The organism is Niallia sp. 01092 (genome assembly GCF_052318935.1).
Lineage (GTDB): Bacteria > Bacillota > Bacilli > Bacillales > Cytobacillaceae > Niallia.
Genome location: NZ_JBQRKO010000015.1, coordinates 72,385 through 87,475 on the forward strand (window position 1 = coordinate 72,385; position 15,091 = coordinate 87,475).

Annotated in this window: 11 protein-coding genes and 1 other annotated feature (1 of these 12 cut by a window edge); of the genes, 8 read left to right on the forward strand and 3 right to left on the reverse strand. The window is 34.4% G+C overall.

The genetic code is table 11. The annotated features are described in order from the left end of the window. Nucleotides 1–93: a binding site (T-box leader), on the forward strand (it extends 125 nt beyond the left edge of the window). A 132-nt stretch (nt 94–225) separates the two neighbouring features. Then, nucleotides 226–1,482, forward strand: a complete 1,257-nt coding sequence (tyrS, locus tag ACTXGU_RS14925) for a tyrosine--tRNA ligase (RefSeq protein ID WP_443482319.1) — start codon at nt 226–228, stop codon at nt 1,480–1,482. 221 nt (nt 1,483–1,703) lie between these two features. Here tyrS and rpsD read toward each other — a convergent pair whose 3' ends face one another. Further along, a complete protein-coding gene (gene rpsD / locus ACTXGU_RS14930) occupies nt 1,704–2,306 on the reverse strand; it encodes a 30S ribosomal protein S4 (RefSeq protein ID WP_443482320.1) in 603 nt (200 codons plus the stop codon). A 951-nt stretch (nt 2,307–3,257) separates the two neighbouring features. Here rpsD and ACTXGU_RS14935 point away from each other — a divergent pair. After that, on the forward strand, nt 3,258–5,135 hold the full coding sequence (locus ACTXGU_RS14935) for a sensor domain-containing diguanylate cyclase (protein ID WP_443482321.1): 1,878 nt from the start codon (nt 3,258–3,260) through the stop codon (nt 5,133–5,135). A 329-nt stretch (nt 5,136–5,464) separates the two neighbouring features. Here ACTXGU_RS14935 and ACTXGU_RS14940 read toward each other — a convergent pair whose 3' ends face one another. Beyond that, the gene (locus ACTXGU_RS14940) at nt 5,465–5,947 is read right to left on the reverse strand and encodes a GAF domain-containing protein (protein ID WP_443482322.1); all 483 of its coding nucleotides are present in this window, start codon (nt 5,945–5,947) and stop codon (nt 5,465–5,467) included. Between the two features lie 507 nt (nt 5,948–6,454). On the opposite strand from ACTXGU_RS14940, the gene refZ reads away from it, so the two are divergent. Further along, nucleotides 6,455–7,078 (forward strand): forespore capture DNA-binding protein RefZ, encoded by a 624-nt coding sequence (gene refZ / locus ACTXGU_RS14945; protein WP_443482323.1) that lies wholly within the window; start codon nt 6,455–6,457, stop codon nt 7,076–7,078. Here refZ and hisJ read toward each other — a convergent pair. Next, nucleotides 7,067–7,864, reverse strand: coding sequence for a histidinol-phosphatase HisJ (hisJ, locus tag ACTXGU_RS14950; protein WP_443482324.1), 798 nt, complete (start codon nt 7,862–7,864; stop codon nt 7,067–7,069). The two genes, refZ and hisJ, sit on opposite strands and share 12 nt — an antisense overlap. Nucleotides 7,865–8,300: 436 nt before the next feature. Between hisJ and ezrA the strand changes: the two genes are divergently transcribed. The 5 genes from ezrA (at nt 8,301) to mbcS (ending at nt 15,060) form a co-directional block, all read left to right on the forward strand. Then, nucleotides 8,301–10,013 carry a septation ring formation regulator EzrA gene (gene ezrA / locus ACTXGU_RS14955; protein ID WP_443482325.1) on the forward strand — a complete coding sequence of 571 codons (1,713 nt, stop codon included), beginning with the start codon at nt 8,301–8,303 and terminating at the stop codon, nt 10,011–10,013. 534 nt (nt 10,014–10,547) lie between these two features. After that, nucleotides 10,548–11,690 (forward strand): cysteine desulfurase family protein, encoded by a 1,143-nt coding sequence (locus ACTXGU_RS14960; RefSeq protein ID WP_443482326.1) that lies wholly within the window; start codon nt 10,548–10,550, stop codon nt 11,688–11,690. Next, complete coding sequence (gene thiI / locus ACTXGU_RS14965) at nt 11,691–12,902, forward strand: tRNA uracil 4-sulfurtransferase ThiI (RefSeq protein WP_443482327.1); 1,212 nt, start codon at nt 11,691–11,693, stop codon at nt 12,900–12,902. A gap of 125 nt (nt 12,903–13,027) precedes the next feature. Next, nucleotides 13,028–13,228 (forward strand): small, acid-soluble spore protein, alpha/beta type, encoded by a 201-nt coding sequence (locus tag ACTXGU_RS14970; protein ID WP_443482328.1) that lies wholly within the window; start codon nt 13,028–13,030, stop codon nt 13,226–13,228. A gap of 248 nt (nt 13,229–13,476) precedes the next feature. Then, entirely contained in the window at nt 13,477–15,060 is a 1,584-nt protein-coding gene (gene mbcS / locus ACTXGU_RS14975) for an acyl-CoA synthetase MbcS (protein WP_443482329.1), read from the forward strand. Nucleotides 15,061–15,091 lie beyond the last annotated feature (31 nt).

Sequence of the window (15,091 nt, forward strand, 5' to 3'; positions counted from 1 at the left end):
GTATCAGTGAACGGGATATGCCGTTATCTTTTTTAAGTGGAGAAAAATCTTTTTCTCAAATAGGGTGGTACCGCGCTTCATTGCGTCCCTGCATATTTATGCAGGGGCTTTTTGCTGTTTAAAGAGGAAGTCACTACATCCTGTGGAAGGCCAGTCGAATAAAAATAACAATTAATATAGGAATGATAAATAATTTTATTTTGAAATAAATGGAGGATACAAAATATGAACTTATTAGAGGACTTGCAATGGAGAGGCATTGTATACCAACAAACAGATGAGGAAGGCTTAAAGGAACAACTAAACACAAGCATGACATCGTTGTACTGTGGGGTAGATCCAACAGCTGACAGTATGCATATCGGACATCTTTTGCCATTTTTAACATTAAGACGTTTCCAAAATGCAGGACACCGTCCGATTGTGCTTGTGGGCGGCGCTACTGGTTTGATTGGGGACCCGAGTGGAAAAAGTGAAGAACGCAAGCTGCAGACACTTGATATTATTGGGCACAACGTAAAATGCCTGCAAAGCCAATTAGAACGAATCTTTGATTTTGATGGAGAAAATGGGGCAGTTATGGTAAATAACTATGACTGGGCAGGATCCATGGATATTGTTACGTTTTTACGGGATTATGGAAAATATATCGGCATTAACTATATGTTGGCGAAAGATACCATTTCATCCCGTTTAGAAACAGGAATTTCTTTTACAGAATTTACTTATACAATTTTACAAGGCCTTGACTTCTTACATTTATATGAAAATCATGATTGTAAGCTGCAAATCGGCGGAAGCGACCAATGGGGAAACATTACAACTGGTTTAGAGCTTATTAGAAAAACAATGCCTGAAGGAGCAAAAGCATACGGATTTACGATTCCGCTTGTAACAAAAGCAGATGGAACTAAATTCGGAAAAACAGAAAGTGGTGCTGTATGGTTAGATCCAGAAAAAACAACACCATACGAGTTTTACCAATTTTGGATTAACACTGCAGATGCTGATGTAGTAAAATATTTAAAATTCTTTACGTTCTTATCAAAAGAAGAGATTGAAGAATTAGAAATTGCTGTTAAAGAAGAGCCGCATTTACGCAAAGCGCAAAAAACATTGGCAGAAGAAATGACAAAATTAATTCATGGGGAAGCGGCATTAGAGCAGGCCCTTAAAATTACTGCAGCGTTATTCAGCGGTGATATTAAAAACTTAACAGCAGATGAAATTAAACAGGGGTTTAAAGATGTGCCAACATATGAGCATAAAGAAGGCGAAGCTGTTTTAGTCGATTTGCTTGTAGCAGCAGGCATTGTTTCTTCCAAGCGTCAAGCTAGAGAAGATGTTACAAATGGAGCAGTTTATATTAACGGAGAGCGTAAACAAGAACTAGATTATACACTATCAGAAGAAGACCGCATTGAAGGACAGTTCACGGTAATTCGCCGTGGCAAGAAAAAATACTTTTTAATTAAGTTTTAATGAGAAAAGCGGAAGCGCCTTAATCAGCCCCTGTGAAAGATAACCTCATGTCTCAAAAAGTGTTTTTTACTTTTAGAGACATGAGGTTATCTTTCACAGGGGTAGGTGCTGAAGCTGCAAAGAGATAAAACTTAATAATGCTAACTAAATTGCTAAAGCAAAAAAATAAAACCCTAGATGCTTCTAGGGTTTTAAATAAGATAATTAACAAAGAATATCTATTAACGAGAGTAGAACTCAACGATAAGCGCTTCGTTAATTTCTGCAGGAAGTTCAGAACGCTCAGGTAAACGAGTGAATGAACCTTCTAATTTATCAGCATCAAAAGTTAAGAAATCTGGTACAAAGTTATTAACTTCTACTGCTTCTTTTACAACTGCAAGGTTGCTTGATTTTTCACGTAAAGTGATTGTTTGACCAGCTTTTAAACGGTATGATGGGATATCTACACGAGATCCATCTACTAAAATATGGCCATGGTTTACAAGCTGACGTGCTTGACGACGAGTGCGAGCTAAACCTAAACGGTAAACAACGTTATCAAGGCGAGTTTCTAAAAGTGCCATGAAGTTTTCACCATGTTTACCAGGCATTTTGCCAGCGATATCAAATAAATTACGGAATTGGCGCTCATTTACACCATACATATGACGTAATTTTTGTTTTTCTTGTAATTGTAAACCGTATTCTGATAATTTTTTACGTTGGTTTGGACCATGTTGTCCTGGTGCGTAAGGGCGTTTATCTAACTCCTTACCAGTACCACTTAATGAAATGCCTAAACGGCGGGACAGTTTCCAGCTTGGACCTGTATATCGAGCCATAATTGACTCCTCCTTCATGTTTTTATTTGGTATAAAATAAAAACAGATGCAACAGCATTTATGTTCATTTTGTCTTCATGTACCTTCGCCCTAGCAGCCAAGGGTTACACAATACACCATCAATAAAATTGAGGAACAGAATGAAACAAAAAGCTTTTAACATATGCTGCAATATTTTACACAAAGAATATTATATGGTTTTCTATAATAGAAAGTCAAGTATATATTCATCTTAATTATTCGTTTATGATGAAAAATTTAGATTTCATGAAAAAAATTATTTTTTACCAAGCATTTCATCCTATATGCTATAATTATTATTATAACTATTTTAGTAATAATTTCTTACATGATACAGTTCAGTGCGTATTCAAAACAGAGGACAATTAGAGCAGGGAAGGTCGAGTTACGGTAGCCTGGATAGTAGGAAGTACTTTGTTGAGTACTTAAATAAGACTACAACGAAGTGATTCGGCAGCTATGGTCCCGGATTTTTTGAACATCCTCTTCAAGTACTATTTAACTTTAGACCTTAGATTTTTATAAGGAATGACGTAAATAATATGTGTTAAAGAGCCTCTATAACAAGAGGTTTTTCCTAATTATTCCTTTTGTGTATAGAATAAGGAGAATGTTTATTTCATAGGTTCTGTCGTTTGTGCTGTAAAATGTCATTTATCTTCATTTTTCTAAAATCCCGAAGTTAACTTGATTTCCACTCTATGTTTTCAAAACATATTCTTCACAGTGAAGAAAGATAATACATACATAATAAAAACATGAATTTTTTAAAATATCCCACTAAAGCTAGTAATAAATAAGCGAGGTACATTGCTTTCGTCATTTATGTATCATTTAGTAAAAAATGAAAGACATTTCTTCTTTGTAAAAGAGAAGATTCGATGTATAAAAAATAGTTTGAAAAAGTAAGGTGAATTAGGTGATAAATAGATGGATATGCTTGGCCACCAAATAATATTAAAAATAAAAAGTCGCTTTTTCGATATTGTCGATACAGAAAGCCACAATTTAAACTATGAACAATTGCTTAGTGAAATGTTAACTATCATAAAAAGTGTATTAAATGTAGAGGAAGTTGCCTTATATAGTTGTAAAGAATGGAATGATTACTGGATGGTGGAAGCAACAACTGCTTCTTCTGATCATTATCCTCTTTTGCCGAATACAAAGGAAATGAACCTTTTGTTAGCGAGTCAAGCGGTACATCGGAAACCGAATTCAATTAAATTGCTTGCTGGTTATGATTTGTTATTACCATTAAAAAACAAAGACGTATTTCAACATTTTTTTGTGATAAAAACGAAAGAAGAATCAGTAGAGAATGAATTTAGTAATACATTATTAGAAGTATTATGTCAAGAGAGCGGTTTTTTTCTTAATAAAGTGCAAAGCTTAATAAAAATTGTTATGGAGGAAAAACGATATAAACAATTATTTCGCGTAACGCAAAAGTTTCATTCTTCTATGAAAATAGAAGGTGTACTTGGTGAAATTATTTATACATTGCAGGAAGTTTATCCAACCTTTACGTATTATTTGTTATTATCACATGATAACAACAGTCATATAGATTTGCCGATAAAGGATTTAGAGTATGATAGTGAAAATATTGCAGCTATGCAAGCGTATGTAACAGGTGATATTCAATTTGAGAACTCTATGGAAGAAAGAAGATCTATTTTATATGCCCCATTAAAAGGAAAACAAGGAGTTTACGGTGTGTTGCAAGTTATTGCGCCAAATACATTTAATTTTCCGAAAAGTGAAGTCGAGTTTATTACATTATTAGCGAACACAGCAGGAAGTGCATTGGAAAATGCACAACTATATCAACAATCCAAAAAGTTAGTTTTTGATTTACAGTTAATTAATGAGACGTCACATCGTTTAAACTCTAACTTAAGATTAACAGAAATGATGACTTATATGTCTGCACGAATTTCTTCTAGTTTTGATGCGGAAGAAGTAGGATTTATTCTTTTCTCTTCAGAATCGAATGCCATTACAGTATTGCATGGAAGTACTCCTTTTTTTCATTCAAATGAAGCGGAATCTTATATTCAGTATTTTAAAGAAAAAATTAAAATGGAAAAAGATGCATTATTTTTGGGTGACTTTTTTATTGAGGGGCATGAAAATGTAAAGTATAAATCGATTATGGCTGTGCCAATGATGCAAACAGGTACTTTAAAAGGGTTTTCTATTGTGATGCATTCAGCACCATATCACTTTTCATTTGATACATTTAAATTATTACAATCATTAATACACCATTCTACATTAGCCTTAACCAACTCCATGTTAAGAGAAGAATTAGAAAAATTAGTTGTTACAGATCATCTAACGAAATTATTCTCCAGGAATTTTCTTGATGAAAAAATACATCATTCTTTACAAGAAGATACAGAAGGAACTTTTATCCTTATTGATATTGATAATTTTAAAGCGGTGAATGACACATATGGCCATCAAGTAGGAGATGAAATAATTATTCAAGTAGCTAATATTATATTGGAAAATATAAGAGGTACAGATATTGGCGCAAGATGGGGAGGGGAAGAATTAGCCATCTATTTGCCAAAGGTTCCGCTTTCTATCGGAATTATTATTGCGGAAAGACTTGTGTCCAAAGTAAGAGAAACTTCTTCTCCTTCTGTAACGATTTCATGCGGTGTATCCTATTGGAATAAAGAAATGAACGATAATTATAAAGCTATTTTTAAACGAGCAGACAAAGCGCTTTATGTGGCGAAGGAATCTGGAAAAGATAGAGTGGTTATTCAAAATACGTATCTTGTAAGTGAATAGAGCCTGAAAAACTAGTTCCATTTTGTTGGAGCTAGTTTTTTATTTCGTTTTTCTTATAGGCTGTTTTTGTATAGATTGTTGCATTTTAACTCGCAGCCTGAATACACTTCGCTTTCCGTGGGCGAGCGTCGAGCCTCCTCGTCGCCATACGCTCCTGTGGGGTCTCGTCTTTCTCGCATTCCCACAGGAGTCTACGTGTATGCAGGCTGCTAAGAAACACTTTTCCAAATGTTTTTTTTGTGAAAAACAACAAACTTTGAGAAAACAGCCTTCTTAAAAGATAAGAATAAAAATTTTCACAAGGTTTGAACAAGGCGATTCCGCCTTTCTTATAAAAACTTAATTAAAGTATCTACAAATAGTTGTAAATATTTTTGATCTATTTCATCGAAACGGTTTTTTTCGGGAGAATCGATATCAAGTACACCAAGTAATGTTCCGTCTTCTTTCAGCAATGGTACTACTATTTCGGATTGGGAAGCTGCATCACAAGCGATATGTCCTGGGAATTGATGAACATCTTCTACACGAATCGTTTCTTTTTTTTCTGCTGCTGTACCGCAAACACCTCTGCCGAAGGAGATACGTACACATGCAGGCAAACCTTGGAAAGGGCCAAGCACTAGTTCCCCATCTTCCACTAAATAAAACCCAACCCAATTAACTCGGTCCAAAAAGTGATTCAACAATGCTGCTGCATTTGAAAGGTTGGCAATGATATTACTTTCTCCTTCAAGAAGAGCTTTTAACTGTTTTTCTACTAATTGATACTTTTCTTCACGGTTACCGTTATATGATTCGACGTTAAACATGAAATACACCTAACTTTCTTCATCAACTATACATATTTTTGCAAAAAAACGCTGAAATAGCGAAGACTTTGTCGAGATTCTTTTAAAGGAATGCTGATAGTTAGCAAGAATTTTATAGTAAGGTCCATTTTTGTTGAACGCTCTTTTCATATAGATTGTTGTTATCTACCCCGCAGCCTGAATACACTTCGCTTTCCGCGGGCGAGTGCCGAGCCGCATCAATGCTATACTCCTGTGGGGTCTCGTCTTTCTCGCTTTTCCCGCAGGAGTCTACGTGTATGCAGGCTGCTCAGTGCTTCAGCCATGTTTATTATTTTATTCAAAAACAACAAACTTTTAGAAAACAGCTTTGTTGAAAAAAGGTATAAGAAGTAGTTCAAAACTACAATGGATAAAAATGGACTAATGTAATTTATTCAGCCTAATAAACACTTTCTCGACGTTCAGAGATTTAATTTATTCAATCATATTTTTAATTTATTAGCAAGAGGAAAGAGGCGAGCAAATATGAAAAAAAATGCAAGAGAAGTCATTATCGAGTCTGCTATTACGTTGTTTAATCAAAATGGATATGATGGGACATCTATTAGAGATATTGCAGGGCATGCAAATGTTAATGTAGCGAATATTTCCTATTATTTTAAGGGGAAGCATGGTTTATTAGAATATTGCTTTACAAACTATTTTGAAAAATATTTAGAAGTATTAGAATATGGCATTTCTTCTGTTTCATTTAGTGCGACAGAGAGGTTAAAAAAAGTAGTGGAGGCAATTATTAATTTTCAATGTTTGCATCCACATTTAACGAGGTTTGTATTAAGGGAAGTTTCCATTGATTCACAAGTAGTCCGTGAAATCATGTCTACGTATTATGTGAAAGAACGTTTTTATTTGACAAAAATTTTAGAAGAAGGCATAAAACAAAAAGAATTTAAAAAGCAAACAATTCCTTACAGTATTATGCAGCTGAAAAGTCTTTTATCTATGCCATTTCTTCATACGTATTATTTAACAGAAGTACTCCATGTTTTTTTACATGAAGCGTATTTTACAAAAAAGTTTCTAGAAGAAATTAATAAATGGATTGATGAAGTGATTTGTTTAGATGCAAAATCGTTATCAATTTCCTAACGTCTGATCCCAACCTTGTCCTAAATCTTTCACTTGATGGGCATCAGATCCGTAAATTAATGGAATTTGCAGCTTTTTTGCTTCTTGAACAATCCATTTTGGAGGATATGGCTCTCCACATAATGGTTTATTTACACCTGCACCATTATAATCCAGTTCTAAATTCTGCTTTTTTAGTTCATTTAATAAAGCAATGATTGTGTGAAGGTAGTCTTTATTAATCGGATATTTTTTTTGGAATTTATGTACGAGTGTTATATGACCGATTCTACTAGGTTTAAACGGTCCTAAATCTGCTTTTATTGATTTTTCGACTGTTTTATAATAACAATCATAGATCGATTCCACACTTCCATAGTTTTTTATCATTTCGGCAAATAAATCTGGACTGTAATCGACACAATCATATGCATGATCTTTTTTTAGAAAATGTACACTAAGAATACTGTCGTCCAGCTTATCTCCCCAGATTGTTAAAAAGTCACGGATTTCTTTTTCGAAGCCTTCGATATAATCAATCTCTAGACCAACATTGACTTTTATTTTTTCTTTATAAACTTCTTTAACAGCATTTACTTCGGATATATAATGTGGTAGCTCTTCAAGTGACATGCTGCTGTCTTTAGTAGGAGTAGTGTCTACAAAGCCTTTTGGCAAGGGAGCATGTTCTGTAAAAGATATTTCGTTAAATCCTAATGAAATTGCTTTTTCAATATAATCAGCCAATGCATCTTTTGTTCCATGTGGACAAAAGGATGTATGGATATGGCCATCTTTTTTTAACATAAAAGATTCATCCTTTCCATCTAAAAAAATGTTATTATCAATTATTATACAGATGACTAAGAAACATTTAATATATTTATTTTTATTTCTTACCAGGAAACATAAACGAAACAACGTTGTGGATAACTTAAGCGGTTGGGTCCATACCTAGATAACAGCGCCTAGCCCTTGTGAAAAATAACCCTTTGCTATTAGAAGTAAAAAGTACTTTCACGAGCAAAATGAACATTTTTCTTCAGGGCTGAACAAGGCGCTTCCGCTTTTCTTCTTTGGTTTATTGTTCAAGCTGCAAAATTCACTGAATTTCTTTTAAAAAAAAAATTAAATTAATAGTCAAAAAATGTCGGTTACATGGTATCATAAATACAAATAAAAACAACTTTACATACATTTAATATAGAATAAAATGGGTCGGTGTTAGAACAGGGGGCTTCAAATGGATTACATAATTGCAGGAGTAGTCATTATCTTATGCCTATTCGCGTCTGGATATTTTATTAAACGAAAATATTATAGGATGGTTGATGACTTAGAAAATTGGAAGATTGATATTATGAATCGGCCGGTACTAGAAGAGCTTTCTAAAGTAAAACAGTTAAATATGATCGGACAAACAGAAGAATTGTTTGAAAATTGGAGAGCGAAATGGGATGACATCGTTACAGTACAATTACCAGATGTAGAAGAGATGCTTTTTGATACAGAAGAGTTTATTGATAAGTATAAATTTAAAAAAGCAAAACAGAAACAAAGTAAGGTTCGTCAAAAAATGGAACAAATGGAAAAATCTATTGAATCTATGTTAGAGGAATTAAATAACCTTGTTGGCAGTGAAGAGAAAAACCGAACAGAGATGGAAACACTTCAAGAAGCATATCGGGAAAGTAAAAAAGCACTGTTAGCACACAGACATACTTTTGGTAAAACAGAAAAAAAATTAGAAGCAATGTTAAAAGATGCTTCCGTTTTATTAAACGAATTTGAAGAGAAAACAAATAACGGAGATTATTTAGAAGCTAGAGAAATCGTGTTGAAGACAGACGAAATTGTATCTCATATTGGGTTTTTAATCGAGCATATTCCCCCGTTATTAATAGAGTGTCAAACAAAATTACCAGAGCAAATTAATGAGCTAAAAGATGGCTATCAAGAAATGCTTGAACAAGGATTTATTTTAGAGCATATTCAATTGGATATTGAAGTAGAGGAAATAGAAAAAGACTTGCAATCATGTAATAATTATATACGTGATGGACAAGTAGAAAAACTCCAGTCTACTATAGCTGATATACAAGAAAAGATAGAAGTATTATATGACTTGTTGGAAAAAGAAGTACTTGCAAAAAATTATTGGAATAAAAATTTAGCATCAGCAAAAGAAGTTCTTGGCAATATAAATGAAGCAAATGAACGACTGCAATCGGAACTTGGATTATTGCAAAGAAGCTATCATTTACATAATGAAGATTTAGAGCTGCAATACAAGCTTGAAAAACGAGTAAAACACTTATATAAACAATATGAGGTTTTAGAACATAAGCTACTAAATGAAACTGCAGCACATTCTGTGTTATGTGAAGAGTTAAAGCTACTGAAAGAGCAGTTGGAAAGTATATCAGACGAACAAATAATTTTATTCGAGAAGCTGCATGCATTAAGAAAAGATGAAGTGGCGGCCCGTGAAAAAATTAAAGATTTAAACAAAGAAATTACACAGTCCATTAGATTGGTAACAAATAGTAATTTGCCTGGTGTAACAAATGAATATACTCATTTATTACATGATGCGAAAAAAAGTATTACAAAAGTAAAAACGGTTTTAGAAGAAGCTCCATTGGATATAGCATCTGTACATACCTTGCTAGAACAGGCAGAAAGTACTGTTTCTTCCTTTATTTATGCAACAAATGAGTTGGTAGAAACTGTTTTATTAGCAGAGAAACTAATTCAATATGGTAATAGATACCGGCGCAAATACCCGAGAGTGGAAAGAAATTTATCAGAAGCAGAAGCGGCATTTAGACAATTTCAATATAAAGAAGCTTTTGAGCGGGCTGCAACCACAATTGAAGAGGTGGAACCGGGAAGTACAAAACGTTTAGAAGCATGGATTCTCGAGCAAACAGAAAAAGAAAACCAATATAGTTGAATATAGAGTGTGTATACATAGCTCATTTTGGTAACTTTTGATAAGCTTATTAATGGTTGCTGTGCTTGTCATTATGTCATGAACCTTGTGAAGAGCGGGAATACTTCGGATAGTTTATGAAACTAAGCAGGGCGGCTAAAGAACGAAAAAAGCAAATGTTTGTGGAATGTTAAGAGGGGAGATACTACGTAAGTAGAACTTCTCTCTTTTTTTGTATGGAAAAAGGGTCGGAGCTGCGTGATTGGGATCGAAATAAACACGGTATTGTGCTCAATATTTTGTTTTTTATTCGAATGTATAGGGGAGTTTCTCTCGCTCGCGGCGCCTTTATTAGGTTTGAGTCTGCCTTTTCCTTGTTAGATGGTGGAAACGGGGGATGAGTCTCCGTGTAAGTTTTTTATGGAAAGGCTTTGTTAAACGATAATGTTGATTTAAACAAAACAAAAATATTACGATAGAATGTATTTATATTTTCAAATACAAGTTACTATGATAGGATTTAAAGTTGGCAAGTATACAGGAAAGGTGAGGCTTATGATATATTTAGATAATAGTGCGACGACTAAGCCATTTCCAGAAGTGTTAAAGTCATATACAACTGTTGCGGCTAATTATTTTGGCAATCCTTCTTCCTTGCATTCATTAGGAGGACAAGCAGAAAAACTCCTTTTTCAAGCAAGGAAGCAAATTGCTGACCTGCTGCATGTAAATAGCAAGGAAATATTTTTTACATCAGGTGGTACAGAAGGCAATAATTTTGCTTTAAAGGGAGCTGCTCATTTTTATAAAGGCAGAGGCAAACATATTATTACAACAGCAATAGAGCATGATTCTGTTCATAAAGTCCTCGAGCAACTGCAAAAAGACGGATTTTCTGTTACCTATATTCCTGTTGATGAAAAAGGTGTCGTATCTGTAGAAGAAGTGAAACAACATATTCAAAAAGATACCATTATCGTTTCTATCATGCATGTGAATAATGAAATTGGTTCTATTCAACCGATTCAGCAAATTGGGAAAATGTTAAAAAGCTACGATCGAAAAATTATTTACCATGTCGATGGTGTGCAAGGTATAGGAAAAGCACCCATTTCGATAAAAGAGACAAATGTTGATTTATATACTATTTCGGCTCATAAATTTCATGGGTTAAAAGGAAATGGAGCTTTATATATTCGCCAAGGTATAAAACTAGCGCCATTATTGGCAGGCGGAGGACAAGAAGGAAATTTGCGCAGTGGTACTGAAAATGTCTCAGGGGCAGTAGCTACTGCGAAAGCACTTAGAATGCAATTGCAAGTCCAACAGGAAAAAATAGAAAAACTCAAACAGCTCAATCGATTTTTACGAAATCAATTACAAGAAATCAAAGATGTGGTCATACACTCTCCTTTTAACAGTGTCCCCCACATCATTAATTTTTCTGTAATAGGGATCAAAGCAGAAGTGTTCGTCCATGCATTAGAAGAACAAAATATTTTTATCTCCACAACAAGTGCATGCTCTTCTAAAAATAATACGGTAAGCAAAACGTTGGTTGGCATGGGAGTTCCGCAGCATGTGGCAGAAAGCTCTTTTCGAATTAGCTTATGTTATGACAATACAATGGAAGAAATGAAAAAGACAATGGACGTAATAGTTGAAACAATAAAATGGTTAAGAGGTGTAATGAAATAAATGATGTATGATCGTATACTTATTCGTTATGGGGAACTTTCTACAAAAGGGAGAAATAGAAAAATATTTGTAGATAAATTAAGAAAAACAATTGAAAAAGCATTAATTTCATTTCCACTTGCAAAAGTAGAAGCCAAAAGAGAAAGAATGTATGTGATTTTAAACGGTGAAAATCCAGAGGAAATAACAACTGTATTAAAAAATATTTTTGGGATTCAATCATTTAGTCCAGCAATTAAACTGGAAAGGGATATTGATACAATTAAAGAGGTGGCATTGCAACTAGTTTCCTCTCTTTATAAAGAAGGAAATACATTTAAGATTAGTGCAAGAAGAGCAGATAAATCTTTTTCATTAGATACTGGGGAAATTAATTATTTATTTGGTTCTCATTTGTTAAAAAATATTCCAGGGTTAAAAGTGGATGTGAAAAATCCAACTATTAATGTGCAAATAGAAGTAAGAAGTGAGGCTGTCTATTTATCATGTGAAAATATAGCAGGTGCTGGAGGATTGCCGGCCGGCACTAGCGGAAAAGCAATGCTTATGCTTTCTGGTGGTTTAGATAGTCCTGTAGCTGGATATTTATCGATGAAACGTGGTTTAGAACTGGAAGGAGTACATTTTTTCAGCCCGCCATTTACAAGTGAAAGGGCGAAACAAAAGGTAATCGATCTTTCCAGCAAATTAGCTAATATAAACGGACATTTTGTTTTGCATATTGTTCCATTTACTGAAATTCAGCAATTAATTCATAAGCAAATTCCAGAAAATTATACAATGACCGCGACAAGAAGGCTGATGCTTCGGATTACAGATGAAATACGCAAGAGACAAGAAGCGCTTGCTATTGTGACAGGAGAAAGCTTAGGACAAGTTGCCAGTCAAACGCTTGAAAGTATGTATGCAATCAATGATGTGACAAATACGCCTATTTTAAGACCTCTTATTACGGTAGATAAGTCAGAAATTATTGACATAGCACAAAAGATAGAGACCCATGATATTTCGATTAGACCGTATGAAGATTGTTGTACCGTATTTGTACCTTCCTTACCAAAAACAAAGCCAAAAAAAGAAAAAGTTCAATACTACGAAAGCTTTGTTGATTTTGAGCCAATGATACAGCAGGCAGTAGAGAAAGTCGAAACAATTATTTTAAAAAGAAATGTTAGGATAGATCAGTCTGAAGAAATAAATTCATTATTTTAAGGCTGTGTTATGGTGGTGTCGAGGGACAAGCCACCATGTGGTTTTTTTGTGAACAATTACCAACAGAAATGACGAATGAAGGTCATGTGTATTACACATTCTATTATCACAAGGAGGTGATACACATGGCTAACAACAGTTCAAATCAATTAGTAGTACCTGGTGTTTCTCAAGCGTTAGATCAAATGAAATATGAAATCGCTACTGAATTTGGAGTAAGTCTTGGTGCTGAAACAACTTCTCGCGCTAACGGTTCCGTTGGAGGGGAAATCACTAAACGTTTAGTTCAAATGGCTGAACAACAACTTGGTGGTTATGCAAAATAATTTTATATGATGGCTACAAGGAGTGAGGTATAATGCCTCGCTCCTTTCTAACTTTTATAAATGTTTTATCATGTCTTTATGAACAGTAACCTAAAATAGAAGCAATTCTATTTACTTCCTACTTCTTTTTCAACCACTTTCTCCTAAATGACTTCGATTGATTGTGATATAATTATTTCAAAAATTTTCTAGAAATAGTATAATGACTAAAGTGATTTTTTATAACCTATTTATTAGGGGGAGAAGAAATGTGTCGAGAAGAATTACTAGCTCCGGAATATTATAATTTTGTTTCGGAGATAGAAAAGTTTGCCCAAAATGCAGATAGAGTAGCGTTAAAATGGGAAAACGAAGAAGGTCAGACGAAAGAAGTAACGTATTCCAATCTGTTAAAACTTGCTAACCAAATGGGTAATGTTTTAAAAGAAGCTGGATTACAAAAAGGGGATGTCGTATTAGTAATCGTTCCGCGATTAGTAGAAGCATATCAAGTATATATAGCAGCCCTTAAATTAGGATTAATCATCCTTCCAAGTTCGGAAATGCTCCGTGCAAAAGATCTGCAATATCGCATAAACCACGGGGATGTAAAAGCAGTTATTAGTTACTATCCATTTATAGAGGAACTCGCTGCTATAGATGAAATTCAGTCTATTAAACGTTTTGTCTTAGGGAATCCAGTGGAAGGATGGGACCATTTAGACAAAAAAGCAAAAGAAGCTTCTGATGAATTAGCACTTTGTGAGACGAAAAAATCAGATACGGCATTTATATCGTATACATCTGGTACGACTGGTAATCCAAAAGGGGTTGTACATACACATGGTTGGGCATATGCTCACCTGCGGACAGCTGCACCATACTGGCTATGTATAGAAGAAGGAGATTTAGTATGGGCAACTGCAGGTCCAGGATGGCAAAAATGGGTATGGAGCCCTCTTTTATCTGTGTTAGGATCAGGTGCAACAGGATTCGTATATCATGGCAGATTTAATCCTGTTAAATATTTGAGTTTGCTGGAAAAATACAAAGTGAACGTTCTTTGCTGTACACCAACTGAATATCGCTTGATGGCAAAAGTGGAAGAGATTGGATCTTTCCAGTTAACGAATTTAAAAAGTGCAGTTTCAGCAGGAGAACCGTTAAATAGAGAAGTAATCGATGTATTTAAACATTATTTTCATTTAGATGTTCGTGATGGATATGGACAAACAGAAAACACGCTATTACTAGGAATTACAAAAGGGATAGAACTACGTCCAGGTTCAATGGGGAAACCTACGCCAGGAAATCTAGTGGAAATTATTAATGAAGATGGAGAAACTTGTGCGGTTGGAGAAATTGGCGATATAGCTGTACATAAATCAACACCTGCGTTATTTAAAGAATATTTTAAAGAGCCAGAAAGGACACAAAAACAATATAGAGGCGATTATTATATTACTGGCGATAGAGCAAAAAAGGATGAGGATGGATATTTTTGGTTTGAAGGACGCAGTGATGATATTATCATTAGCTCTGGCTATACCATTGGTCCATTTGAAGTAGAAGATGCGCTTGTAAAGCATGCTGCTGTTAAAGAATGTGCAGTTGTTGCAAGTCCAGATCCAATCAGAGGGAATGTTGTAAAAGCATTTGTCGTATTAAGAGACGGGCTAGAAGGAACAGATGAATTAATAAAACAACTGCAGACGCATGTTAAGAAGTTAACAGCACCTTATAAGTACCCTAGAAAAATAGAATTTATTGAAGAGTTGCCGAAAACGACTTCTGGTAAAACACGTCGTGTAGAATTAAGAGACAACGAAAGAAAAAAACAGTACGAAGTTTAATTTATATAAAAAATAGAAGGAATAAGCAGAT